Source organism: Algoriphagus mannitolivorans DSM 15301 (assembly GCF_000429425.1).
Classification (GTDB): Bacteria; Bacteroidota; Bacteroidia; order Cytophagales; family Cyclobacteriaceae; genus Algoriphagus; species Algoriphagus mannitolivorans.
The window spans coordinates 22,704-46,846 of record NZ_AUBV01000008.1 but is presented as its reverse complement, the minus strand read 5'-3'; the positions used below and the strand labels follow the sequence as shown (position 1 = coordinate 46,846).

At 43.5% G+C, this 24,143-nt stretch carries 21 protein-coding genes; 12 read left to right on the top strand and 9 right to left on the bottom strand.

From position 1 onward, the window contains the following. Window positions 1-224: 224 nt before the first annotated feature. The 5 genes from G458_RS0110050 to G458_RS0110025 form a co-directional block, all read right to left on the bottom strand. Window positions 225-968 carry a GLPGLI family protein gene (locus G458_RS0110050; RefSeq protein ID WP_035468021.1) on the bottom strand — a complete coding sequence of 248 codons (744 nt, stop codon included), beginning with the start codon at window positions 966-968 and terminating at the stop codon, window positions 225-227. Between the two features lie 27 nt (window positions 969-995). After that, the gene (locus tag G458_RS0110045) at window positions 996-3,809 is read right to left on the bottom strand and encodes an outer membrane beta-barrel family protein (RefSeq protein WP_026951790.1); all 2,814 of its coding nucleotides are present in this window, start codon (window positions 3,807-3,809) and stop codon (window positions 996-998) included. Between the two features lie 670 nt (window positions 3,810-4,479). After that, window positions 4,480-5,124 carry a 16S rRNA (guanine(527)-N(7))-methyltransferase RsmG gene (gene rsmG, locus G458_RS0110035; protein ID WP_026951789.1) on the bottom strand — a complete coding sequence of 215 codons (645 nt, stop codon included), beginning with the start codon at window positions 5,122-5,124 and terminating at the stop codon, window positions 4,480-4,482. Further along, window positions 5,124-5,735 carry a sigma-70 family RNA polymerase sigma factor gene (locus G458_RS0110030; protein ID WP_026951788.1) on the bottom strand — a complete coding sequence of 204 codons (612 nt, stop codon included), beginning with the start codon at window positions 5,733-5,735 and terminating at the stop codon, window positions 5,124-5,126. Before G458_RS0110030 ends, rsmG begins: the two co-directional genes overlap by 1 nt. After that, entirely contained in the window at window positions 5,726-6,865 is a 1,140-nt protein-coding gene (locus tag G458_RS0110025; protein ID WP_026951787.1) for a glycosyltransferase, read from the bottom strand. Before G458_RS0110025 ends, G458_RS0110030 begins: the two co-directional genes overlap by 10 nt. A gap of 122 nt (window positions 6,866-6,987) precedes the next feature. Here G458_RS0110025 and tgt point away from each other — a divergent pair, with 122 nt between their 5' ends. The 3 genes from tgt to G458_RS0110010 are packed head-to-tail and all read left to right on the top strand — an operon-like array spanning window position 6,988 to window position 10,109. After that, window positions 6,988-8,118 carry a tRNA guanosine(34) transglycosylase Tgt gene (gene tgt / locus G458_RS0110020; protein WP_026951786.1) on the top strand — a complete coding sequence of 377 codons (1,131 nt, stop codon included), beginning with the start codon at window positions 6,988-6,990 and terminating at the stop codon, window positions 8,116-8,118. A gap of 2 nt (window positions 8,119-8,120) precedes the next feature. Continuing rightward, window positions 8,121-9,194 carry an LptF/LptG family permease gene (locus G458_RS0110015; RefSeq protein ID WP_026951785.1) on the top strand — a complete coding sequence of 358 codons (1,074 nt, stop codon included), beginning with the start codon at window positions 8,121-8,123 and terminating at the stop codon, window positions 9,192-9,194. Then, window positions 9,195-10,109 carry a DMT family transporter gene (locus tag G458_RS0110010; RefSeq protein ID WP_026951784.1) on the top strand — a complete coding sequence of 305 codons (915 nt, stop codon included), beginning with the start codon at window positions 9,195-9,197 and terminating at the stop codon, window positions 10,107-10,109. 1 nt (window position 10,110) lies between these two features. Here G458_RS0110010 and G458_RS0110005 read toward each other — a convergent pair whose 3' ends face one another. From G458_RS0110005 to ispE, 3 genes are all read right to left on the bottom strand, one after another. Beyond that, a complete protein-coding gene (locus tag G458_RS0110005; protein WP_026951783.1) occupies window positions 10,111-10,443 on the bottom strand; it encodes a type II toxin-antitoxin system PemK/MazF family toxin in 333 nt (110 codons plus the stop codon). After that, window positions 10,430-10,672 carry a ribbon-helix-helix domain-containing protein gene (locus G458_RS0110000; RefSeq protein ID WP_026951782.1) on the bottom strand — a complete coding sequence of 81 codons (243 nt, stop codon included), beginning with the start codon at window positions 10,670-10,672 and terminating at the stop codon, window positions 10,430-10,432. Before G458_RS0110000 ends, G458_RS0110005 begins: the two co-directional genes overlap by 14 nt. A gap of 69 nt (window positions 10,673-10,741) precedes the next feature. Further along, complete coding sequence (gene ispE / locus G458_RS0109995; protein ID WP_026951781.1) at window positions 10,742-11,548, bottom strand: 4-(cytidine 5'-diphospho)-2-C-methyl-D-erythritol kinase; 807 nt, start codon at window positions 11,546-11,548, stop codon at window positions 10,742-10,744. Between the two features lie 512 nt (window positions 11,549-12,060). On the opposite strand from ispE, the gene ilvD reads away from it, so the two are divergent. The 9 genes from ilvD to leuB all read left to right on the top strand — a co-directional run bounded on the left by ilvD (window position 12,061) and on the right by leuB (window position 23,330). Further along, window positions 12,061-13,749, top strand: a complete 1,689-nt coding sequence (ilvD, locus tag G458_RS0109985; protein ID WP_035468018.1) for a dihydroxy-acid dehydratase — start codon at window positions 12,061-12,063, stop codon at window positions 13,747-13,749. 13 nt (window positions 13,750-13,762) lie between these two features. Beyond that, window positions 13,763-15,445: a biosynthetic-type acetolactate synthase large subunit gene (gene ilvB, locus G458_RS0109980; RefSeq protein ID WP_026951779.1), complete on the top strand. Its 1,683-nt coding sequence runs from the start codon at window positions 13,763-13,765 to the stop codon at window positions 15,443-15,445. 9 nt (window positions 15,446-15,454) lie between these two features. After that, entirely contained in the window at window positions 15,455-15,955 is a 501-nt protein-coding gene (gene ilvN, locus G458_RS0109975) for an acetolactate synthase small subunit (protein WP_026951778.1), read from the top strand. 31 nt (window positions 15,956-15,986) lie between these two features. Next, on the top strand, window positions 15,987-17,030 hold the full coding sequence (gene ilvC, locus G458_RS0109970; protein WP_026951777.1) for a ketol-acid reductoisomerase: 1,044 nt from the start codon (window positions 15,987-15,989) through the stop codon (window positions 17,028-17,030). Between the two features lie 20 nt (window positions 17,031-17,050). Next, window positions 17,051-18,559, top strand: a complete 1,509-nt coding sequence (locus G458_RS0109965; RefSeq protein WP_026951776.1) for a 2-isopropylmalate synthase — start codon at window positions 17,051-17,053, stop codon at window positions 18,557-18,559. 2 nt (window positions 18,560-18,561) lie between these two features. Continuing rightward, entirely contained in the window at window positions 18,562-19,968 is a 1,407-nt protein-coding gene (leuC, locus tag G458_RS0109960; RefSeq protein ID WP_026951775.1) for a 3-isopropylmalate dehydratase large subunit, read from the top strand. A 138-nt stretch (window positions 19,969-20,106) separates the two neighbouring features. Next, window positions 20,107-20,697, top strand: coding sequence for a 3-isopropylmalate dehydratase small subunit (gene leuD / locus G458_RS0109955; protein WP_026951774.1), 591 nt, complete (start codon window positions 20,107-20,109; stop codon window positions 20,695-20,697). 10 nt (window positions 20,698-20,707) lie between these two features. Beyond that, the gene (locus tag G458_RS0109950; protein ID WP_026951773.1) at window positions 20,708-22,294 is read left to right on the top strand and encodes an alpha-isopropylmalate synthase regulatory domain-containing protein; all 1,587 of its coding nucleotides are present in this window, start codon (window positions 20,708-20,710) and stop codon (window positions 22,292-22,294) included. Further along, window positions 22,263-23,330 carry a 3-isopropylmalate dehydrogenase gene (leuB, locus tag G458_RS0109945; protein WP_026951772.1) on the top strand — a complete coding sequence of 356 codons (1,068 nt, stop codon included), beginning with the start codon at window positions 22,263-22,265 and terminating at the stop codon, window positions 23,328-23,330. The genes G458_RS0109950 and leuB overlap by 32 nt, the downstream gene beginning before the upstream one ends. A 219-nt stretch (window positions 23,331-23,549) precedes the next feature. Here leuB and G458_RS0109940 read toward each other — a convergent pair whose 3' ends face one another. Next, complete coding sequence (locus G458_RS0109940) at window positions 23,550-24,122, bottom strand: hypothetical protein (RefSeq protein WP_026951771.1); 573 nt, start codon at window positions 24,120-24,122, stop codon at window positions 23,550-23,552. Between the last annotated feature and the right edge of the window lie 21 nt (window positions 24,123-24,143).

Genomic DNA, 24,143 nt, shown 5'->3' with positions numbered 1-24,143 from the left:
TATATGCAAATAACTGATAATCAATTAGTGGCGGGATTTTGATTTAATAAGTAGACAAATTTTTCACCTCTTTGTTCGGGATAAAATCTTAGGAAAGGAATCTGAGTTTTAGCCTAAGCCTAATTTAATTTTGGGCTTTGATGAAGGATTTAAAGGTGTTTTTTGAAAGTGGGGACATAATTGTAATGGATGCGACACTTTCAAATGTATATTATCCTAATTTCTCAATATCTAACTTCCCACATCCAGGCACGCTTACTCTTGATGGATGTCTGGATAAACTTATTGACCAGTTCCTGATATTCTGGGCCCGAGACTTCTCTTCCTTTCATTTTGCCGGGTAAGGCAATAGGCTGGTTGGGCTCTCCAAATGTGATTTTCTCGGCTTCCACGATGAGCATCCCGTCATTGATATCATAGGCTAAAATTAAACCCGGGAGTCCGAACAGCTCCTCTGGGCCAACGGGGACAGGGATGTCGGAGGCAAACCAGGCGGTGATTTTTTGGCCTTTGATCGGATCTTCGCTTACTGCCTTCATGCACATATGTCCAAGAATATCTCGGATTTCGTTCATTACCCTCCATTTAGGCGGATTTAGACTGTCCCGGACGATATAAGTTTTTCCCATCTGATCCATGTATCTCAGGTAGGTTTGTTCTTGAAGATTGTTTTCGATGAAATAGTCCTCTATTTGCCAAGAATAGCTGCGTACTTCATAAGGTTCCCCGTAGGTGTAGAGGCTTTTTTCTGGCCAGAATTGAAGTTTCATCCGGGTGCTGTATCCTTCTGGACTACCCCAAGTGAGTAAAATTCTATCCCTCTCTTGCGGGGTTAGATAGGGTAAGCTGGAATAGATTTTATCGTAGAAAATACGATAACGGTATTCCACTTCACCCACTAGGTTTTGGGCTTTAAGTCCTGTCGTAATCAGGATCAGCACTATGGTTTTTAGAAATCTGGATTTCATGTTTATAAAGTCGGCTGCTAGTTTGAATTACCTGTTTTTTTTCACCTCGATACCCCGCATGTTATAGGTCACTCCGAGTAGGAAATACCTTGACAAAGTTTCAATCCGTCCTGTGGAAACGAAGTTTTGACCTGCAAACTGGCTGATCGTTTGATTTTGTTTAAAAATATCATAGGCAGAGAGCCTGACTTCCCATTTTTTGGCCTCCCCGAGAAGTTTATAGACAAAGGCATTTAGAATCGGTACTTCCTGATTAAATCCAAAACTTTCATTTTCAAATCGGCTATAGTTGAATTTCATGTCAAAGTAGAAATTCTTGGGAAGCTTGATATTCATATTCGTGTAAGCATTCCAGTTGATAATGTCCTGATTCTGGGAGGGATTCTGTTCATATTTCGTTTGACTCAGACGAAACGATGATCCTGCGTATAAACTCAGCCATTCTAGCGGGTTGAGATCAAAATTCACACCTCCGCTTTGGCTCAAGGTATTGGTCTCTGTTTCTAAGGAGTTGATTAAAGCAAGGCTTTTGGTATAGGATGGATTGGCATAGAAGTATGCATTGAATTTAGTTTTAACAATAGGGAATCCAAAGGCTATATAAGAAGTATAACGGCGTCCACCGGATACATTTCCCGCAGTAAAGGTGGTAACTAAGGTCTCGGGATCAATGGTTTGGTTTTGAACGACTTGGCTTTGGTAAAATGTGGTGTTCAAAGAAAACTGAAGATTTATAAAAGTTGCCGGATCGTACATGTTGTATCCAGTATTGATCGAATGAGTGACTTCTGGTTGTAGATCGGGGTTTCCTTCTCGGATATACAATGGGTTGGAAATGTCCTTGAAAGGTTGTAGGTCGGAAATATTTGGAGGAGTGACGCCCATGTTATAGCCTGCGCTGAGACGCTTGTTGCCTTTCATCGATTTCCAAAAGGAAAGATTAGGGGTGAAGTTGAGGTAGTTTTTGTTCACTCTGCCAAGAATCTCACTCTCTTTTATCACTGAAAACTGACCGTTTAAGTTGTAGTTGGAGGCGGCTACACCCACACTTAGGTTAGAGCCTTTGTTGGCATATCGGACACTCGACCCTATCCTGTTGTAGGTAATTATATTATCAAAGAATCTACTCAGATCAGGATTCAGCTCCCGGGTATCACTGGCTTCCAAATCGAATACTTTTCGGTCGGTCTCGCTTCTTGATTGGCTGAAGTTGTAAAACGATTCCCAAAAAAAGATTTTGTTGATGGGTTCGACAAAAAGCAAGCTTGACTTGAACACGTTAGAACTGTTCAATGCCTGGTTTACTTGGTCTAAATTTCTAAAATAAGTATTGGGGTCTGTGGAGTTGACGAGGTCCACTATCGATTTTTGGATCCCATCCTGGTCTGCATGGCTATAGGTATTGCTGAGGCTCGCCGCAAAATTTCTTCCTTTTTTTTCGAATTTATGTCTAAAGATTGCAGTACCCTGAAAAGCGCCAGACCATTTATCTGATTGATTATCACGTTCCATTTGGCTTTGCTCGGTATTACTTCGAATCAGCTCCTGAAAGCTGGCCAATGCGGTAGAAAGTGTACTATACCTAGCCTTTGCATTGATGGTGAGGGTATTGGCGCTGTCCAGTTCGTTTTGAAATCTGAGGTTTGCCCGATGGTGACCGGCAATGTTGTTTTGTAAACTTTGGTCAGTGGAAGTGAAGGAAGAATTGTTCTGAAGGAAGTTGGTTCGGCTATTAAAACTCTCTAAGATTTGGTCGCTTCGGCTGTAGAAATAGTTTCCACTGAAATCCTTTTTGTCTTTTAGTCGGTTAAAATTGACTCCTATTGCTTGGTTATTGGAAAAGCCTGAACTGAGATTGTTGAATGGAATTTCAAAGGATTCTTCCCGGTCACCTCCGGAAAAATAAATGACATTTGACCCACTGCCGTTAAATCCGAAATCTCCGGTATCGCCAAATTGAAATGCACCGCTTCCTCTAAACTCCTGCAGGTCATCCCAGCTCAAACCTGTTTGATTGACATTATTGCCATAACCAATGATTGAAAACTGGTTTACTTTGTCAAACTTATTGTAGGAGGCATTGGAAGCCCATCTTTGATCAGTCCCCCCAGCCGCGGAAATTTTTCCAAAACCACCTTTTTTGGCTTCCTCCTTTAGCTCAACATTCAAGGTTTTTTCCTTCACTCCATCTTCTACGCCGGTGAGTTTTGCCTGTTCTGACTTGTCGTCAAATAGCTGAAGCTTGCTGATAGACTCTGCATTCAAATTTTGGGTAGCCATCTTTGTATTTCCCCCGAAAAATCGTCTTCCATCGACAGTTACTTTCTGAACCTGTTGGCCTTGAGCTACAATATTTCCATCCGCATCAATTTGGATTCCCGGTAGCTTTCGGAGAAGGTCTTCCAAGGTCGCCCCTGGCGGTACTTTGAATTTGCTTGCATCATACTCAAGCGTGTCTCCACGCATCATCAGCGGTGCCTTTGCAGCCTTTACCACCACCTCGTAAAGTTCCTGTAAGATGGGAGTTAAGTGAATTTCTTCCACATTCAATTCCTCTTTTTCAGGCAGGACCAGTTCTTTTTGGAAAGGGATGTAGCCCATGTAAGTGGCTTTGATAAGCAAGGGTTGACGGTCCACATTCTTGAACTGGTATTCACCGGCCTTATTTGTCAGGGTGTAAGCAACCAAGGCAGAGTCTTTGGGACTAAGAAGAAGTACAGAGGTGTAATCAAGCGGGACGTTTGTGGTGTCTTTGACCGTTCCCCGAATAGTAAGTTTGGATTGGGCTTGCGCAGTAAAAGTGAAGGCAAGCAAAAAAAGAAATAATAGGAGGTGTTTCATTTTTCAGCGTTACATTTTTAACTATAAAATTAAATACTAAAATCTAATAACTTGTTCCGAATTCATTCCCTGTTCATCATCGTGGGTAAAATTCAAAGCATAAGAGGATACTCAGGGAAAGAATGGGCTTTTTACGAAATCCGGTAGGTTGAAAAAGAGAGTACTTTATTTTAAATCACTTTATAAACCATAATTACCAATTAACCCTAGGCTATCACTATCAAAAAGAAGTTCCCATTTACCTCTTTCCAACTAGCAAAATCCCGATTCTGATCAAATCAAAAATTCTTTTGATCAAAGTAGTGTCATTCGATAAAAATCAGCCACTTACTAATTCTTAACTTGTTGACGAATTTTATACCGGAAGTTTAGTAATTATATTTCAATAATAAAACGATAGATTTTGTTAAAAAATGTTTAATGAAAAATTTTAATGGAGAGCAGGGGAAATAATGCAACTTTGAAAGGGATGAAAACTTTGGTTTGGAGAGTGGAAAAGGAAAAACAAGTCGCGAAACGGGCTGAAAAAAAGAAAGGGAGTGAATATTTTCAACTCACCATGTCGGAAGTCGCAAGTATTTTGAACCACTAAAAACAAATCACCATCAAATGAACAGCGTATTTGAACTGTTTCCTGGGGGTTTAAATGAGAATTAAAAAAGACAAAGTCTCATCTTTTATCCTCCCAAGGCATATAGACCACCTTTTTGGTCTCAAAAAATTCTTCCTTGAAATAGTCACTTAAGTGGTAGGTGACGTAGGACTTGCCGGTTTCTTCCATTTCCTCGTCCACCTCTCCACCTTTCAGGTAAAGGATGCCATTGGGGAATTCGTTGAAGTCTTCTTTTTTGATTTTTCCTTTTACCCAAGGATAAAAATTAATCATTCTGGTCACCGCACGGCTGATCACGAAGTCATATTTGCGAACCAGGCTTTCGGCGCGGGCTTGCTGGGCTTCCACATTGCTAAGCTTAAGAGCTTTGGCAACTTCCTTTACGACTGTGATTTTTTTTCCAATGGAATCTACCAAATGAAAATGCGTATCCGGAAATAAAATCGCCATCGGGATTCCTGGAAATCCTCCTCCTGTACCAATATCCAATACTTTGGTGCCAGGCTGGAAGCGCATGACTTTGGCAATACCCAGGGAATGCAAAACATGATGCACATAAAATTGCTCCATATCCTTCCGACTGATCACATTGATCTTGGAATTCCAATCCTCATAAAGTTCCTGCAAACGGCCGAATTGTTCGACTTGCTTTTCGGATAGGTCAGGAAAATAAGAAAGCAACAGCTCAGTGCCTGGATTCATCAGATGTGTTTTTCTTTGCCTGCGGCAATTTCATATAGGAGTTCTCGGGATCGGTGAAGTTGGGCTTTCACAGTTCCCAGTGGTTTCTCGAGCGCTTGGGCTATTTCTTCATAGGAAAGCTCATCGAAGTAGCGAAGCTGCACGAGCTTTCTGTATTTCGGGGGCAGCTTGTCCACAAAAATCCGTACCATCTCAATTCGCTGAGACTTGATGAACTCATCCTGGGGATTGTTGTCGTCGTCTTCAATGTCAATGGTGACCGAGTTGCCACTGTCATCCGAAAGCGTGGTATTCAAACTCATGGTTTTGAGCTTTTTCTTGCGAATGAAATCAATGGTATTGTTAGTGGCAATCCGGAATAGCCAGGTAGAAAAAGTATAGTCTTTTTTGAATCTATGAAGGTTTCTAAAGGCTTTGGCAAAGGCCTCCATAGTCAGATCCTCCGCATCGTCTGCATCGCGGATCATTTTTAAAATCATGAAATAAACCGCTTTCTTATACCGCTTCATCAGCGTAGCATAAGCTGTTTGATCCTTTTCTTCGACAGCCTTGTCGATCAAATCAAAATCTTCGAGCGCTTTGTTAGAGAATCCTCTTTCGTTTATTTCCATTTGATGTCTTTTGCCTGATGCGATACGGTCCCCAGAACCCAGAAATAAACCAAATAGAACAAGTCATTCAGTGGTGCATTTGAGGAAGTCGGAGCTCCTTGGGTCTTAACGGATGCTGAGCGGAAAATGCTCCATACCAAAGTAGACCTTAGAAGAATAATACCCAAAACAACCAAAAAATGTTCCCATTGCCTTCCTAAACCGAAATAAAACAGTAATCCAGTCCCCCCAATCCAAAACAAAGCATGGGATAGGGAATACAAGGCGATTTTTTGCTTGTCTTCACCCCGATAATATTTTCCGGCATGCAAATGCCGCTTTTTCTGAACCAAGTATTCCTTCCAGGTTTCCTTAGGGATAGAAGTGGTTCGTGCTTCCGGATCGATGACTATTCCGGTATTATTACCCGTAGCATAGGTGTTTACAAACAGATCGTCATCGCCGCCTTCCAAATGCCAAAATCCTTTGAAAGCTTTCACGTCCATAAAAAAGCTTTTGCGGTAGCAAAGGTTTCTGCCTACGCCCATAAACGGAGCTCTCCAAAGACCAAATGAAAAATAGAATAAGGCTGTCAATAGCGTTTCGAACTGAATCCACCGATTCAGCATTCCTGGTTTCTCCTGATATCCTGAAAATCCAAGGGCAAAAGTTTTCCCTTCTTCCCGAATTGGAGCGGTCATTTTTCGGATCCATTGGTCGGAAGATGGGATACAATCTCCATCAGTCAGCAAGATCACATCGTTTTTGGCAACCTTGATCCCCAAAGTCAGGGCAAACTTTTTAGAGGTGACATGACCTGGAGTATATTTTACCGTCACAGATCTGAGGCGTGGATATTTTGCCATCATTTCCTCCAAAAGCCTTTTGGTTCGGTCGGTGCTCCGGTCGTTGACGACCATTACATCGTACTTGGGGTAGTCTTGCTCAAAAAGCTTAGGGATCAGGATCTTAAGGTTCTGAAACTCATTGTGAGCAGCCACCAACACCGTGACACCCTCTGGGTTTTGTTCAGTGGATTTTGACTTAAAAGAAGATTTTAACCAGGCAGTTCTTCCAAATATTACAATGAGGTAAACCCCCTGAACGAGAATGCCGATTCCGAATAATAACCAAAGTAAAAATAGGCCCATAGGTCGATTTTGCTGGGCAAATATAAAATCAATTTGAGCAAGTCATTTAGGAATAAGTGGATATTTTTGCAAGCCATTAAAGTCAACCTGTAGATTCTATTCTACAGCCCTCAGCGCAAGACATGAAGTTTACTCTAGAGAAAAAGGATAGTCAGTCAAAAGCCCGGGTCGGAACTTTGGAAACCGACCACGGGAAAATTCAAACTCCGATATTTATGCCTGTGGGTACGGCAGGAACCGTGAAAGCAGTTCATCAGCGGGAATTAAAAGAGGATATTCAAGCCCAGATAATCTTGGGAAACACGTATCACCTGTATTTGAGACCAGGGTTGGAGGTTTTGGAAAAGGCGGGAGGTCTTCATCGATTTAATGGATGGGATAGACCTATTTTGACTGATTCGGGAGGATATCAGGTATTTTCACTGGCCGGCACCCGAAAGATCAATGAGGAAGGAGTGACCTTTAAGTCCCATATCGACGGTTCAAAACATGTGTTTTCTCCGGAAGGAGTGATGGACATTCAAAGAACTATTGGAGCAGATATCATCATGGCTTTTGATGAATGTACTCCCTATCCATGTGAATATGGCTATGCCAGAAGGTCGATGGAGATGACTCATCGCTGGCTGGATCGATGCATTGATCGATTTGACGCCACTGAGGGAAAGTACGGTTATTCGCAGACGCTTTTCCCGATTGTTCAAGGATCAGTTTACAAAGATCTTCGAAGACAAAGTGCCGAATTTATCGCCTCCCGAAATCGGGAAGGGAATGCGATTGGCGGACTTTCGGTAGGTGAGCCAGCTGAGATGATGTATGAAATGACTGAACTGGTAACGGAAATCCTTCCTTCGGACAAGCCGAGATACCTTATGGGAGTAGGGACTCCAGCCAATATTTTAGAGTGCATTGCTTTAGGCGTAGATATGTTTGACTGCGTCATGCCGACCAGAAATGCCCGAAATGGGATGCTTTTTACTTCAGATGGAATCATCAACATCCGCAATGAAAAATGGAAGGAAGATTTTTCCCCGATTGATCCGGCGATTGGCAATTATGCCAGCACTTTTTATACGAAAGCCTACCTAAGACATTTGACCATTTCCAAGGAGATTTTAGCTTCGCAAATAGCCAGTATCCATAACCTGTCATTTTATCTTTGGTTGGTAGGGCAGGCCAGAGAGCATATCCTCGCAGGTGATTTTGCCGTTTGGAAAGACCAAATGGTGAAAAAAGTAAGCACTAGACTGTAAGCATGAAGATTCTCGATAAGCTGATCATAAAAGAGTTTTTGAAGACCTACTTCTTTGTAGTGGTCATGCTTATTCTTATCGTTTTGGTATTGGACTTTACGGAAAAAAATGACACTTATATCCGGAATCAAGTTCCGACTGGGGACATTGTTCGGTACATGGGGAATTATGGCTTGTACCTCAATAACCTTCTTACACCCATAACTGTATTCATTGCAGTCATCTTCATTACTTCCAAAATGGCAGGGAGAACTGAGATTATTGCCATTTTGAGTTCTGGGGTGAGTTTTGTCAGGCTATTAAGACCCTTTCTTTTTGCGGCAGTTTTAATCGGATCCATAAGTTTTCTACTGAATGGCTGGGTGCTTCCCGTAGCCACGGCGGGAGTGACTGAGTTCAAAATAAAATATTTGGACAAAGGACAGTCTGCGACGGATCCCAATATCCATATTCAAGTCGGGCCTAATGCCTTGGCATATCTCAGCAGATTTTACCGAACCAGCAATACCGGTTACTATTTTACTTTGGAGGAAATCCGTGACGGAGAATTGATCGCCAAATTATCCTCTGAGAGAATTCTTTGGGACACGGCAAAAAATGTCTGGAGGCTAGAAAACTGGAAGTTGAGGGTGCTCAGGGAAGATGGGGAAGATTATTCTGTAGGAACAGAACTGGATACGATGCTTTCCATTTCTCCCTCTGATTTTGATTTACCCGAAAACCACCATGAAACGCTCAAGTTGCCAGAATTGGCAAGGCAGATCAAGATTTTGGAAGACAGGGGTGCGGATAATGTCGCTTATTATCGAATTGAGCGCTATGTTAGGTTTATGTCTCCCTTTGCTGCGATTATTTTGACCTTTATCGGTGTGATCATGTCCGCAAGGAAAACAAGAGGAGGTTCGGGATTTCAGATCGCCATGGGATTTTTGTTAGCCTTTGTTTACATCCTGTTGTTTATTCTTTCCAGGACTTTTGCTGAGTCCGGATCTTCTTATCCTTTACTGGCAGTTTGGCTTCCCAATTTGATTTTTGCCTTCACGGGATTAGTGTTGTACAAAACTGTTCCGCGGTAAATGAGTACCAGCACATTCAAAGATTATCTGCATCTCCACTTCATTGTATTGATTTGGGGTTTTACGGCGATTTTGGGTCTTCTAATCAGTCTTCCCTCTTTGGAGTTGGTTTTTTATCGAACCTTGATCGCGACAATAGGAGTAGCTCTGGTTGCGTATTTTCGAAAAAAGGACTTGGTCCTTGCAATTCCAGACTTACTTAAAATTGCGGGAGTCGGGGTGTTGATTTCTTTGCACTGGATTTTCTTTTTTTGGTCTGCCCGGGTCTCCACAGCTTCAGTTTGCCTGGCAGGAATGGCCACCACTTCCCTCTGGACGGCTTTCATTGATCCCATAGTCAATCGTACCAAAGTAAAGTGGTATGAGGTTGCCTTGGGTTTGCTGGTGATTTCTGGTCTGTTGGTGATTTTTCAGTTTGAAGGAGGATATTGGCTTGGGCTGTCGATGGCCTTGATTTCTGCGTTATTGGGAGCCTTATTTTCAGTGCTCAATGGGCGCTTGACTCAAAAACACACTCCATACCAGATTACACTGGTGGAAATGGCTTCGGCCTGTCTTTTTGCCTTGCTTTTTCTTCCTGTCAATGCACAATTCTTAAGCGAAGGTGAATCCATCCAATGGGCTTGGAAAGGACTGGATTGGTTTTGGCTTTTCCTCTTGGGTGGTGTTTGTACGGTTTATGCCTTTTCAGCTTCCGTAGAATTGATGAAAAGATTGCCGGTGTTTTCCATCAATTTGACAATCAATTTGGAACCGGTGTACGGGATTCTCCTGGCGGTGATGGTTTTTGGTGAAAAGGAAAAAATGACGCCTCAATTTTACTTGGGAACCCTGATTATTTTGATTTCTGTGTTGATTTATCCGGTTTTGAATTACTGGAACAAGCGCAGGAAAGCGGTCCGGACCTTAGGTTGAGTTACAAGGTAGTTAGATCTTGAAGCGTTTCAAGAGCCCGGTTTAATTCAGTATTCTCCACTACTCCCAATTTTTCGATTAATCGGTCTTTTGCCATTGATCGAACATGGAAAACCATAAGTTCTGATTGGACTTTTAAACCATTTTTGGAAGTAGGATTTAGGATGGGATTTCCCTGATAATTTTTGATTTTGGATGTAAGTGGGGCAGTGATTACAACAGGTAGGTATTGGTTCATCAAATTTCCGCTTAAAATCACCACAGGTCTTCTTCCAGCTTGCTCAGACCCTTTAACAGGGTTCAAGTCAGCAATCCAAATCTCACCTTGTTTCATCTTCAAGCTGATTTAGGTAAGATTCCATACCTTCTTCTGCCATAGAAAGGATGTCTTTATCCTCCTTAGAATTTCGATAGGAACTAATATACTCTGACCTTTTAAGATGGTCCAGATAAATGTTGAGGGCATTTTCCAGCAATTTATTTTTTGGAAGCCCCAATTTTTTGGAGTAGTCCGATAGCCGGGAAAGTAGTTCGTCAGGAAGGGAGCTTGTAAAAATACTCATGTTATTTTGTATTTATGAAATACAAATATAAACAGTAAATAAATTTATAAGCTATTGATTTTGATGTTTTTATAATTTGGCTTCAAATACAAAATAATTTTCCCAAAAAGTCAGGCTTTCCGGCTTTTGATCAAATAACCCAAAGACGGTTGATCCCGAACCAGACATCGCTGAATAGAAAGCTCCCGAAGAATACATTTTCAATTTGATAGCCTCTATCTCTGGGTAATTAGAGAAAATGCTTGGTTCAAAATCATTGATCAATTCTTCTTTCCATCTGCTTCGGTCTAAAAGGACTTCCTCCAATTCAACCGGAGCGGCTTTCGGAGTTACTCCGGCATAGGCCTCTTTTGTGCCAACATGGATGCCCGGATTGACCAATACCAAGTAGGATCCTTGGAGAGACAAATCCACGGGTTGCAATATTTCTCCTCTTCCTTCTGCAATCTGGGGGATGTTTTTGATGAAAAAAGGACAATCACTTCCCAGTTGAGCCGCATATTCCTCCAAGAAATAGTCGTCTAGATGCAGGTCAAAAAGATTATTCATCAACACTAATGCGAAAGCTCCATCGGCAGAACCTCCCCCTAGACCTGCACCCATAGGAATATTTTTATGGAGGTGGATGTGGAGATTAGGAAGTCCAGAAAAGTCTTTTTTGATCAGTTTTTCGGCTTTGAGAATCAAATTGTCTTTGGGATCTCCCGGAACTGCCAGGCCAGAAGTAGTCCAGGAGGATTTTTTCTCCAGGACCATTTCCAAAGCATCACACAAAGGAATCGGAACCATGCAAGAACGGATTTCGTGGTAGCCATCCTTGCGCTTGGAAAGGATCTGAAGGCCGAGGTTTATTTTGGCGTTTGGAAAGCTGATCATGAGTGTAAAATGTGAGGCAAAATAAATGAATTCTTGGAAAGAGAGAGATTTCAAATTCTCTAATCCTTCTCTGATTTATTTGAAAAATGATAGCATAAGGATTTTTTTGTTAAATAAAAGGAAATAATTTTTACAAAATTTTAAATTAACTTGAATTCAATACATTATTTTGAACGGCTCATAAATTCTTGTTAAATCTGAATATTCAATTCTGCTATTTGCTAAAAGGAAGAATTTAATTTTGTAAAAAAATATTTTGTCGAATGAATAAATCTGTTTTTAAATCCTAAAGACAAATTAAATATTGTAAGTCTGAAATTTGGGTTTTAATATTGTCCTACGATTCGCTGCAAGTGCAGTATCTATCTGAAAATAAAATGTATCCATTGGTCGTCCTGCTAAGCTTTATTATTCTCATCGGGTTTTCGAAGTGAGGCACTAGACCATTGAAAAACAGTATATAAAATCTAAAGTGCCTCACTGACCCGAGGCACTTTTTTATTTTCAAACCTATGACCCTGAATAAACTTAAAAAGTACAGCTGGGAAATCAGTGACAATCCCGAGCATCCGGCCGGCATGGCAATGTTGTATGCTACGGGTATGTCAGACAAAAAAATGAAACAGCCTTTTGTAGGGGTAGCCAGTTGTGGCTATGAAAGTAATCCCTGCAATATGCATCTGAACGACTTTGCCGGTCTGATCAAAGCTTCCTCTCAGGAATATGATCTGACCGGTTTAGTTTTTAATACCATCGGGATATCTGACGGCACTTCCATGGGGACTTTGGGGATGCGCTACTCTTTGGTGTCCAGAGAAATCATTGCGGATTCTATAGAGTCTTTTATCCTCGGACATTCATTTGATGGATGTATTGCCGTGGCCGGTTGTGATAAAAATATGCCTGGTGCTGTCATCGGGATGCTCAGAATCAATAGACCTGCCATCATGGTATATGGTGGGACTATTGCCTCCGGACTTTATAAAGGGGAAAAATTAAATATTGTTTCTGCATTCGAAGCTTTCGGAAAAAGAGTCCAAGGCACCATATCGGATGAGGATTATGACGGGATCATTCGCAATGCCTGTCCGGGCAAAGGAGCCTGTGGAGGAATGTATACTGCAAACACCATGTCTTCGGCAATAGAAGCTATGGGGATGTCCTTGCCTTACTCAGCTACCTACCCTGCTAATTCTGCTGAAAAGCTGAGAGAATGCCAGGAAGTCAATAAGTATATGCGAATCCTTTTGGAAAAAGACATCAAGCCTAAGGACATCGTAACCCGGAAAAGTATAGAAAATGCTGTTCGGGTGGCAATTATTCTCGGAGGCAGTACCAATGCAGTTTTGCACCTATTGGCAATTGCCAGAACGGCAGGAGTCGATTTTTCCTTGGATGATTTCAAGGCATTAAATGATGTGACTCCAATGCTTGGAGATTTCAAGCCTTCCGGAAAGTTTCTAATGGAGGATTTGCATGAGCAGGGAGGCTTGCCAGCAGTAATGAAATACCTTTTAAACAAAGGAATCCTACATGGGGACTGTATGACTGTGACAGGTAAGACTCTCGAAGAAAATCTGGAGAATATTGATCCAATTGTCCCTTCGGTAGTGAATTGCATCCATCCATTGGAGGACCCAATCAAGAAAACAGGGCACTTATGCATTCTGAAAGGAAATCTGGCTCCTGAAGGTGGGGTATCTAAAATTACCGGAAAAGAAGGAACAGCATTCACTGGGCCTGCGAAAGTTTTTGATTCTGAACAAGAAGCAAATGATGCTATCCGAGATCACAAAGTACAATCAGGGGATGTGGTGGTGATCCGAAACGTGGGTCCTAAGGGAGCTCCCGGAATGCCAGAAATGCTGAAGCCAACTTCGATGATTATCGGAGCAGGATTGGGTTCTGATGTTGCCTTGATCACGGATGGAAGATTTTCAGGGGGGACGCACGGGTTTGTGGTAGGTCATGTGACCCCAGAAGCTTGGTGTGGAGGACCGATCGGATTGGTGAAGGATGGGGACATTATTACCATTGATGCCGACAAGTTGAATCTATCAGTAAACGTTTCGGAGGAAGAGTTTGCGGAGAGAAAAAAAGCTTGGTCACCCAAGCCTATTGAGGGTCTTCAGGGAACCCTCAAAAAGTACAACAAATTAGTTGCGACCGCTTCTGAAGGTTGCGTTACAGATAAATTTTAAGCCTATGAAGGATATGATGAGAGGAGCCGACATTGTTGTCCGCTCGCTGATCGCAGAGCAGGCTGAGCTGATCTTCGGGTACCCCGGAGGAGCCATTATGCCAGTGTATGACGCGCTATATGACTATCATGAGCAGATCAAGCATGTGCTTACCCGCCACGAGCAGGGAGCGATCCACGCTGCTCAGGGCTATGCGCGAGTCTCTGGCAAAGTCGGTGTCTGTCTTGCTACTTCCGGGCCGGGAGCAACCAATCTAATTACCGGTCTAGCAGATGCCCTGATCGACAGTACACCATTGGTATGTATTACTGGACAGGTGGCTGCCCATCTTTTGGGAACGGATGCCTTTCAGGAGACAGATGTCGTGGGGATGTCTATGCCGGGCACCAAATGGAATATTCAAGTTCAAAAAGTGGAGGATATTGCACCGGCAATTGCCAAGGGTTTTTATATCGCCAGATCCGGTCGTCCGGGTCCAGTTTTGATTGATATTACTAAAAATGCCCAAGTGGATTTTGGTGCTTTTAACTATGTGCCATGCCTGGGATTCAGATCCTATAAGACTCACATTCCGATTGAAAAAACAGCCATCCAAGAAGCTGCCGAATTGATCAATTCTGCTGAAAGACCTTACGTGGTTTTTGGACAGGGTGTGGTTTTGGGAAAGGCTGAAGCAGAGTTGAAGTTTTTCTTGGACAAATCAGGGATTCCAGCAGCCTGCACCCTATTGGGCTCAGGAGCATTGCCTCAAGAGCATCCAAATTATGTAGGGAAGCTGGGAATGCACGGAAATTATGCACCCAACCTGTTGACTAATCAGTGCGACGTACTGATCGCAGTGGGGATGAGATTTGACGACCGAGTAACTGGAGACTTGAAGCGCTACGCCAAGCAGGCAAAGGTTATCCATTTGGAATTGGATCCTGCAGAAGTAAACAAAAATGTAAGAGCTCATGTGGCGGTGATAGGGGATTGTCGGGAAAGCCTTTCTATGCTGACAGAAGCGATCGAAAATAAATCCTATCCGGAATGGATGGGGAAATTCAGAGATCTCGAAGAGATGGAAAGATCATCGGTCGTACAGCATGATATTACTCCGACCAAAGTGGGATTGACCATGGGTGAGGTGGTACACCAAATCAATCAATACAAGGCTGATGATGCAGTTTTGGTGACCGATGTAGGTCAGCACCAGATGATTGCATGGCGATATTTCAATTACAAAAAGCCCAGAACCCAGATTACTTCCGGGGGACTAGGTACGATGGGTTTTGCCTTGCCGGCAGCCCTCGGAGCTCAGATGTTTGATTATTCCAGACAGGTGATTTGCATTGCCGGTGACGGAGGGATTCAAATGACTATCCAGGAACTGGGCACAATCATGCAGACCAAAGCACCTGTAAAGATTGTATTACTGAACAATAATTATTTAGGCATGGTGAGGCAGTGGCAGCAATTATTTTTTGACAAACGCTATTCCTTCACCGAATTGGATAATCCTGATTTTGTCAAGCTTGCCGAAGCTTATGGAATCAAATCCCAAAAAGTATCAGAGCGGGGAGATCTTCAGGAAGCGGTCGAAGACATGATGATTCATGATGGTCCATTCTTCTTGGAAGTGGTGGTGGAAAAAGAAGACAATGTATTCCCAATGATTGCTACCGGCTGTTCGGTAGAAGAGGTAAGACTTAGCTAATCCTGACCTATGAAACGATATACTATTTTCGTCATCACGGAGAATTTCATCGGAATTCTCAACCGCATCACTATCATTTTTACCCGTAGAGGTATCAATATCGATGCACTTACAGCTTCTGAAAGCCGCTTGCAAGGCATTCATCGGGTGACTATTGAGGTCACGGTCAACGAGGATACGGTGATCCAGCTCGTCAATCAAATCGAAAAAATTATTGATGTGATCAAGGCTTTCTATCATGAAGACACGGGTGTAGTGTATCAGGAACTGGCCTTGTATAAAATCCCGGTTACACGGTTGGACTCAGGATTGGAAAAAGTGATCCGAGAGCATAACGCAAAAATCATCGCCGCAGAACCTGATTTTGTGGTGCTTGAGCTTACAGGTCATAAGGAAAAGACCCAAGAGTTATTGGAAATCCTAAAAGGATACGGCCTTTTGGAATTTGCAAGGTCGGGAAGGGTTGCAGTCGCCAAGCGAATGCTGACCATTGATTCCTATGTCAAATAAATCAAACCTATAAAAATCAAATTATAAACTTATGAAATTGAAATTTGGAAACGTTGAGGAAAACGTAGTGACAAGAGAAGAATTCCCTTTGGAAAAAGCCAGAGAAGTTCTGAAAGATGAAGTAATCGCAGTCATCGGCTACGGTGTACAAGGTCCAGGTCAGGCGCTAAATCTGAAGGACAATGGCTTCAACGTAATTGTGGGCCAAAGAAGCGGCTCCAAAACCTGGGACAAAGCGATCGCAGATGGCTGGGTACCAGGTGAGACCCTGTTCGAAATTGAAGAAGCCTGTCAAAAAGGAACTATCATTCAATTCCTTCTTTCTGATGCTGGACAGATTGCCCTTTGGCCTACAGTCAAAAAACACCTGACTCCAGGCAAAGCATTGTACTTCTCTCATGGTTTTGGGGTGACTTACAAAGAGAAAACCGGAATCATTCCTCCGGCTGATGTGGACGTGATCTTGGTGGCTCCTAAAGGATCAGGGACCTCTTTGAGAAGAATGTTTGTTGAAGGAAGAGGACTTAACTCTTCTTACGCTATTTATCAGGATGCTACTGGCAAAGCTAAGGACCGTGTAGTGGCCTTGGGTATCGGAGTAGGATCAGGCTATTTGTTTGAAACGGACTTCTACCGTGAAGTGACTTCTGACCTTACAGGTGAGAGAGGTACTTTGATGGGCGCTATTCAGGGAATTTTTGCCGCACAATACGAGGTCTTGAGAGCAAATGGACATACACCATCCGAAGCTTTCAATGAGACTGTTGAAGAATTGACACAATCCTTGATGCCTTTGGTGGCAGAGAATGGAATGGACTGGATGTATGCCAACTGTTCTACCACTGCTCAGCGAGGTGCATTGGATTGGTGGAAGCCTTTCCGTGATGCTACCAAGCCTGTTTTCGAAGCCCTTTATGACTCTGTAAAGACTGGTAAGGAAGCTCAGAAATCAATTGATTCCAACTCCAAGGCGGACTACAGAGAGAAGCTTGAGGCGGAATTAAAAGAATTGAGAGAGTCTGAAATGTGGCAGGCCGGAGCGGTCGTCCGTCAGTTGAGACCTGAGAATAATTAAAAACCCAAACCCCTAAGAAAATGAGTGACAAGCTGTGGATTTTTGATACAACCCTGCGAGACGGGGAGCAAGTGCCCGGGTGTCAGCTGAATACCCAGGAGAAAATAATTGTAGCGCAAGCTTTGGAGGCTCTCGGTGTGGATATCATCGAAGCTGGATTTCCGATTTCCAGTCCAGGAGACTTTAATTCTGTGCAGGAAATTTCCAAGGCAGTTTCCAATCCAATCATTTGCGCACTGTCCCGAGCAGTAGAGAAAGATATCGAAGTAGCAGCCGCGGCCCTCAAGTATGCCAAAAAGGGCCGGATTCATACAGGAATCGGGGTTTCCCCATACCATATTCAATTCAAGCTGCGCAGCACTCCTGAGGATATCATCCGCAGGGGCGTTGCTGCAGTGAAATTTGCAAAGCAGTTTGTCGATGATGTGGAATTTTATGCAGAAGATGCGGGCCGGTCTGAGCCGGATTTTCTCTGCAAAATCATTGAGGAAGTGATCAAAGCCGGAGCTACGGTAGTCAATATTCCGGATACTACCGGCTATTGCCTTCCTGAGCAATACGGAGTGATCATCGCCAATTTAAAAAACAATGTTCCCAACATTGACAAAGCCATTATCGCAACTCATTGTCATAACGATCTGGGTATGGCCACCGCGAATACCGTTGCCGGTGTTCAGAATGGTGCCAGACAGGTAGAAGTGACTATCAATGGGATCGGTGAGCGAGCTGGAAACACTTCCATGGAGGAAGTAGTGATGGCCATCAAGTGTCATAAATCTATTCCGGTTTATACCGATATCGTTACCCCAAGAATTTACCAAACCAGCCGTTTGGTTTCCAAGCTTATGAATATGCCGGTTCAGCCTAACAAGGCAATCGTAGGAAGAAATGCATTTGCGCACTCTTCAGGTATTCACCAAGACGGGGTGCTAAAGCATCGGGAAAACTACGAAATCATCGATCCTAAGGAAGTTGGTGTGGAAGAGTCTTCCATTGTATTGACTGCTCGTTCCGGAAGAGCTGCCTTGAAGCACCACTTGGATGCTTTAGGAGTGGAATTAGAAGGAGAGGAGCTGAGAGAAGTTTACGAGGCCTTTTTGCTATTGGCAGACTCCAAACGTGATATTGGAAGAAAAGACCTGCTGGAATTGGTGGGTAAATACATGGATGAATCCAATTTCATTGAATTGGAAAGCATCAGTTACTCTTCCAATGGAGCCATCAGTGCCGAGGTAAGACTAAAAATAGGCAATGAAAGCCATGTGGCATCCTCTTCTGGGGTTGGGCCGGTAGATGCGGTTTTGAAAGCCATTGAAAAAATAGTGAAACCTCAGGTGGATCTGGAAGAATTCCTGATTCAGGCGATCACGCACGGAAGTGATGATGTGGCCAAAGTTCACATGAGATTGATCAAATCAGAAAAACCTTACTATGGTTTTTCCTCTAACCAAGACATCGTTCTTGCCTCTGCTCAGGCTTTTGTGGATGCATTGAACAAAATTCCAGTCAAAGAATACGCGACTGCTTAATTATGGAAAAGACAACATTATTTGATAAAATCTGGGATTCACACGTGGTGCGTAGCGTACCTGCGGGTCCTGATGTATTCTTCATCGATAAGCATTTTATCCATGAAGTGACTTCCCCCGTCGCTTTTCTTAATCTTGAGAAAAGAGGAATTGGGGTGAAATACCCACATCGAACTATCGCGACTCCTGATCACAATGTGCCTACCGTGGATCAGGACCAAACCATCAAGGACAAGCTTTCCCGCATGCAGGTAGAAAAGCTTCGGGAAAACTGCAAGAAATACAACATTGAATTGCATGACCTGGGTACCGCTCACCATGGGATAGTCCATGTGATCGGACCTGAATTAGGAGTAACCCAGCCGGGAATGACTATTGTCTGCGGAGATTCACATACTTCCACTCACGGTGCTTTTGGAGCGATTGCCTTCGGAATTGGTACTTCTGAGGTGGAAATGGTACTGGCCACCCAGTGTATCATGCAGTCCAAGCCCAAGAAGATGAGGATTTCTGTGGAAGGTGAATTAGGCAGAGGTGTGACTTCTAAGGATATCATTTTGTATATCATCTCCAAAATATCCGCAGCCGGTGCTACAGGCTATTTTGTGGAATATGCAGGCTCAGCAATTCGAAACCTCTCCATGGAAGCCAGAATGACCATCTGCAACATGTCCATCGAAATGGGTGCTCGCGGAGGTTTGATCGCACCAGATGAGACCACCTTCAACTACCTCAAAGGAAAGCAATATGCTCCTGCAGGGGAGGAGTGGGATAAAGCTGTTGCTTATTGGAAAACCTTGAAAACCGATGATGGAGCTGTCTTCGATAAGGAATACCACTACGATGCAGCGGATATCGAACCGATGATTACCTATGGAACCAATCCTGGTATGGGGATCAAAGTGGTGGACAACATTCCTACCACCGAGGGTATGGAAGGGTCGAACAAAACCTCTTTCCTCAAGTCTTTGGATTACATGGGCTTCGCACCGGGCGAACCCGTGAAAGGTAAAGTGGTGGATTATGTCTTTGTGGGATCTTGCACCAATGGGCGGATTGAAGATATTCGATCCGTAGCCCATTTTGTAAAAGGTAAAAAGAAAGCCGACAACATTACTGCTTGGATTGTACCGGGATCCAGAGAAGTTGAAAAACAAGCACACGAAGAGGGCTTGGTAAAAATCTTGGAAGAAGCCGGGTTCGAACTTCGTCAACCGGGATGTTCTGCCTGCTTAGCCATGAATGATGATAAGATTCCGGCAGGGAAATATGCGGTTTCGACTTCCAATAGAAACTTCGAAGGTCGCCAAGGACCTGGGGCCCGGACTATGCTTGCATCTCCTTTGACCGTGGCTGCGGTGGCTGTGACTGGCCGTATTACCGATCCTAGAGAAGTATTTAACAATTAAGAAATCTGAAATCAGAAGGCTGAAATGGGATGATTGAATATTTCTTAGCAATTCAAAAACCAACAAAATCTTAATTAGGTGTCGGAGTTTGCTAATCTTTCAATTTTCCAATCTTTCAATCTTTCAATCTGAAAAACCATGGCATACGATAAATTCACTGTCCTCCGCGATACAGCTGTTCCATTACCTACAGAAAATGTGGACACCGACCAAATCATCCCAGCCCGATTTCTAAAGGCTACAGAAAGAGAAGGCTTTGGGGACAATCTTTTCCGAGACTGGAGATATGACGTCGAAGGCAATCCCAAAAAGGATTTTGTCCTTAATGACACTACTTATTCCGGAAAAATCCTGGTTGCAGGTAAGAATTTCGGTTCAGGATCCAGCCGGGAGCATGCGGTTTGGGCGATCTATGATTACGGTTTCAGATGCGTGGTTTCCAGCTTTTTCGCGGATATCTTCAAAAATAACTGTCTGAATATCGGAGTCCTTCCGGTGACAGTTACCCCGGAGTTTGCAGACAAGCTTTTCTCCGCGATAGCAGCTGATCCTAAAACGGAAATAGAAGTCAACCTTCCTCAACAAAAAATCACGTTGCTGGCTACCGGAGAGTCTGAATCCTTTGAAATCAACGAATACAAAAAAGACAACATGACCAATGGTTTCGATGACATCGATTACCTATTGAATATGTCTTCTGAAATCGATGCATTTGCGGCATCCAGATAAAACAGCGCTCATGGAGGCTAAAAGAAGAATAGAACTAATGGATACAACCCTGAGGGATGGAGAACAGACCTCAGGAGTCTCCTTTTTGCCTTCGGAAAAGCTCCAGATCGCCAAATTGCTGCTGGAAGAACTAAAAGTAGATCGGATTGAAGTGGCTTCTGCAAGAGTTTCCGAAGGAGAATTGGAAGGTGTTCAGAAAATTACTCAGTGGGCCAAGCAAAAAGGTTATTTAGATCGAGTGGAAGTTTTGGGTTTTGTGGATACTCCGGTGTCTGTGGACTGGATTTTGGAGGCTGGGGCAAAAGTCCTGAATCTTCTGACCAAAGGGTCTCTGAACCACTTGGTACATCAGCTCAAAAAGACCCCGGAACAGCATTTCTCTGATATTCAGAGAAGCATTTCCTACGCCAAGGAAAAAGGTGTAGAGGTCAATGTGTACTTGGAAGATTGGTCCAATGGAATGCGTAATTCCAAGGAGTATACGCTCAGCCTGATTGAATTTTTGTCCAAGCAGCCTATCAAAAGAATTATGCTTCCCGACACCTTGGGACTGCTGAATCCGGAAGAGGTAAGAGCTTATTTCGACGAGATTATTGGGATTTACCCAGAAGTTCATTTCGATTTTCATGCCCATAACGATTACGACCTTTCTGTCGCCAATGTGATGGAGGCAGTTTTGCACGGGGCCTCAGGGATCCATACTACTGTGAATGGTTTGGGAGAGAGAGCAGGAAATGCACCTCTTGAATCTGTGGTGGCAGTGATCAAAGATTTTACCGAGTTGGAAATTGGCATTCAGGAGCAGAAAATTTTCCGCGTTTCCAAGCTGGTGGAGCAGTTTTCAGGTCAGCATATCCCTGCCAATAAACCAGTGGTAGGAGAAAATGTCTTTACCCAGACTGCAGGAATCCATGCCGATGGGGACAACAAGAAAAATCTTTATTTCAACGACTTGATGCCGGAGCGATTCGGACGTCAACGGAAATATGCTTTGGGGAAAACCTCCGGAAAAGCCAATATTCTCAAAAACCTGGAAGAACTCGGGATTTCTTTGGAGAAAGAAGAGCTTGCTAAAGTGACTCAGAGAATCATCGAACTGGGCGATAAAAAAGAGCGCGTGACTACGGAAGATTTGCCTTACATCATTTCCGATGTTCTGCAAAACAACTCCATCTCCAAGCATATCAGCATCGAAGGGTATCATATGACCCATTCCAAAGGATTAAAGCCTACCGTACAGCTGAGGATGAAAATCCACGGGAAGTTTTATGACGAAAGTGCAACAGGGGATGGACAGTACGATTCCTTCATGAAGGCCCTGAAAAAAATCTATAAAACAATGGGGAGAGAGCTTCCCCGGTTAACTGATTATCATGTTTCCATTCCTCCGGGAGGAAAAACCGACGCCTTTGTGGAGACGGTGATTACCTGGGAATATGGAAAGATTTTCAAAACCAAAGGTCTGGACCCAGACCAAACGGTAGCGGCGATGATGGCTACCGAAAAAATGCTCAACATCATCGAATCCATGAATTATAATCCAGAACAAGAAGAATCCACCAAATATGGAAATGAATATCGCGCTATTGCCGGGTGACGGCATCGGCCCAGAAGTAGTGGCCCAAGCGGTCAAAGTTGTCAATGCGATCGGCCAAAAATTCGGCCATAAAATCTCTTACAAAGAGGGACTAGTAGGAGCTTGTGCCATTGATGCGACGGGAGACCCTTATCCAGATGCGACCCATGAGATTTGTGCCAACTCTGATGCCGTATTGTTTGGAGCTATTGGTGATCCAAAGTATGACAATGACCCTAAGGCAAAAGTACGCCCAGAGCAAGGTCTTCTGAGAATGAGACAAAAGTTGGGTCTTTTCGCCAACGTAAGACCGACATTCACTTTCCCTTCTTTGGTACACAAATCTCCTTTGAAACTGGACCGAGTGGACGGAGTGGACTTTGTCTTCTTCCGGGAACTGACCGGTGGGGTATATTTCGGCGAACCAAGAGGTCGAAATGAGCAGGGAACCAAAGCTTTCGATACCAATGTGTATAGCAAGGAAGAAATCGTACGCTTGGCAAGAATGGGATTTGAAGCCGCTCAGGGAAGAAGGAAATTACTCACTTGTGTAGATAAAGCCAACGTAATGGCAACTTCCAGATTGTGGAGAGAAACTGTTCAGGAATTGGCTTCGGAATATCCTGATGTGAAAGTGGAATATGAATTCGTAGATGCGGTTGCCATGCGACTGATTCAATGGCCAAAAGCTTATGACGTCTTGATCACTGAAAACCTTTTTGGCGACATATTGACAGACGAGGCTTCAGTAATCTCAGGTTCTATGGGATTAATGCCTTCAGCTTCTTTGGGTTCCAATGTAAAGCTATTCGAACCGATCCATGGATCCTACCCACAGGCTGCTGGAAAAGACATTGCTAATCCATTGGCAACGGTTCTTTCTGCAGCAATGATGTTTGACTATGCCTTTGGCCTGAAAGCTGAAGCACAGGCAATTTCCGATGTAGTGAACCTTTCTCTTGCAGAAGGCTATGTCACTGAAGATATTGCCGATGGGGGAAAAGCCTACAAAACCTCCGAAGTAGGAGATTGGCTGGCTGAGAAGCTTTTGGGATAATTTTTCCCACTATAAACGAAGAAACCACCTCAGGAATGGGGTGGTTTTTTTATTAGAATTTTTACCGGTTCCCGCAGATTATCACAGAAAAAGACGCAGATTTTCACAGATTGGAAAGAATGAGGTCTACTGTTGATTTTGGCAAACTATTCCCACCTCATTGTGTCCAAGGGCGATTCCTAATATTCCATAAATAACTCAATAACTATTCTCTTTTAACTAATCCCTCGCCGGATTAATCATGATATGCGCTCGATGAGTTCCTGGATCCATAATCCAAGGCAATCCGGGACCGGCCGGCTTTAGTGGGAGCCCTGTACTTTCAGCTGTTGCCCAAGGAATGTAAATCACCGAGCGGGTATAGGAATTTTTCACCTCTCCAGTGGTCCAATTGATGTCTTTTTCATCAGCCACTAATGCATTGAGTAAACTTCCCGAATCAGGCAACTTGAGTTTGCCGGATTTAGCTTCAGCTTCCCGGATGTCAAATACCTGCTGGGCATTTTTTCCATCTTTTCTCAGTGCCCAACCTCTTTCCATAAACGGCTGCGCACTGATATGATAACAGGAAACACTCAATCCCTCACGACTGGGATCGTCTCCTAGGCATACGGTTTGGTTGCTTCCTTTTCGGAGTAAAGTCCCGTCAAAAGCGTAGACCGTTGCATTGGCTCTCTGATCTTCCGGTGCTGCCAATACGGCCATTTTGATTTGAATTTCTTTACCGGGAGGAGTTTGAGCCCAACTCTGGACAGTAAGCAAGATCAGGCAGATACTTAAAAAAGCTTTCATAGGGGTTGAATTTTGGGGTTT

What these genes read in the sequence shown, in the direction of transcription:
- leuC (WP_026951775.1), top strand. Translation starts at nt 18,562, where the DNA reads ATGGAAAAGACAACATTATTTGATAAAATCTGGGATTCACACGTGGTG.
- G458_RS0109950 (WP_026951773.1), top strand. Translation starts at nt 20,708, where the DNA reads ATGGAGGCTAAAAGAAGAATAGAACTAATGGATACAACCCTGAGGGAT.
- G458_RS0109940 (WP_026951771.1), bottom strand. Translation starts at nt 24,122, where the DNA reads ATGAAAGCTTTTTTAAGTATCTGCCTGATCTTGCTTACTGTCCAGAGT.
- G458_RS0110045 (WP_026951790.1), bottom strand. Translation starts at nt 3,809, where the DNA reads ATGAAACACCTCCTATTATTTCTTTTTTTGCTTGCCTTCACTTTTACT.
- G458_RS0110010 (WP_026951784.1), top strand. Translation starts at nt 9,195, where the DNA reads ATGAGTACCAGCACATTCAAAGATTATCTGCATCTCCACTTCATTGTA.
- G458_RS0110015 (WP_026951785.1), top strand. Translation starts at nt 8,121, where the DNA reads ATGAAGATTCTCGATAAGCTGATCATAAAAGAGTTTTTGAAGACCTAC.
- tgt (WP_026951786.1), top strand. Translation starts at nt 6,988, where the DNA reads ATGAAGTTTACTCTAGAGAAAAAGGATAGTCAGTCAAAAGCCCGGGTC.
- G458_RS0110050 (WP_035468021.1), bottom strand. Translation starts at nt 968, where the DNA reads ATGAAATCCAGATTTCTAAAAACCATAGTGCTGATCCTGATTACGACA.
- ilvB (WP_026951779.1), top strand. Translation starts at nt 13,763, where the DNA reads ATGATGAGAGGAGCCGACATTGTTGTCCGCTCGCTGATCGCAGAGCAG.
- ilvD (WP_035468018.1), top strand. Translation starts at nt 12,061, where the DNA reads ATGACCCTGAATAAACTTAAAAAGTACAGCTGGGAAATCAGTGACAAT.
- G458_RS0110005 (WP_026951783.1), bottom strand. Translation starts at nt 10,443, where the DNA reads ATGAAACAAGGTGAGATTTGGATTGCTGACTTGAACCCTGTTAAAGGG.
- ilvC (WP_026951777.1), top strand. Translation starts at nt 15,987, where the DNA reads ATGAAATTGAAATTTGGAAACGTTGAGGAAAACGTAGTGACAAGAGAA.
- ilvN (WP_026951778.1), top strand. Translation starts at nt 15,455, where the DNA reads ATGAAACGATATACTATTTTCGTCATCACGGAGAATTTCATCGGAATT.
- leuB (WP_026951772.1), top strand. Translation starts at nt 22,263, where the DNA reads ATGGAAATGAATATCGCGCTATTGCCGGGTGACGGCATCGGCCCAGAA.
- G458_RS0109965 (WP_026951776.1), top strand. Translation starts at nt 17,051, where the DNA reads ATGAGTGACAAGCTGTGGATTTTTGATACAACCCTGCGAGACGGGGAG.
- rsmG (WP_026951789.1), bottom strand. Translation starts at nt 5,124, where the DNA reads ATGAATCCAGGCACTGAGCTGTTGCTTTCTTATTTTCCTGACCTATCC.
- G458_RS0110000 (WP_026951782.1), bottom strand. Translation starts at nt 10,672, where the DNA reads ATGAGTATTTTTACAAGCTCCCTTCCTGACGAACTACTTTCCCGGCTA.
- G458_RS0110030 (WP_026951788.1), bottom strand. Translation starts at nt 5,735, where the DNA reads ATGGAAATAAACGAAAGAGGATTCTCTAACAAAGCGCTCGAAGATTTT.
- G458_RS0110025 (WP_026951787.1), bottom strand. Translation starts at nt 6,865, where the DNA reads ATGGGCCTATTTTTACTTTGGTTATTATTCGGAATCGGCATTCTCGTT.
- ispE (WP_026951781.1), bottom strand. Translation starts at nt 11,548, where the DNA reads ATGATCAGCTTTCCAAACGCCAAAATAAACCTCGGCCTTCAGATCCTT.
- leuD (WP_026951774.1), top strand. Translation starts at nt 20,107, where the DNA reads ATGGCATACGATAAATTCACTGTCCTCCGCGATACAGCTGTTCCATTA.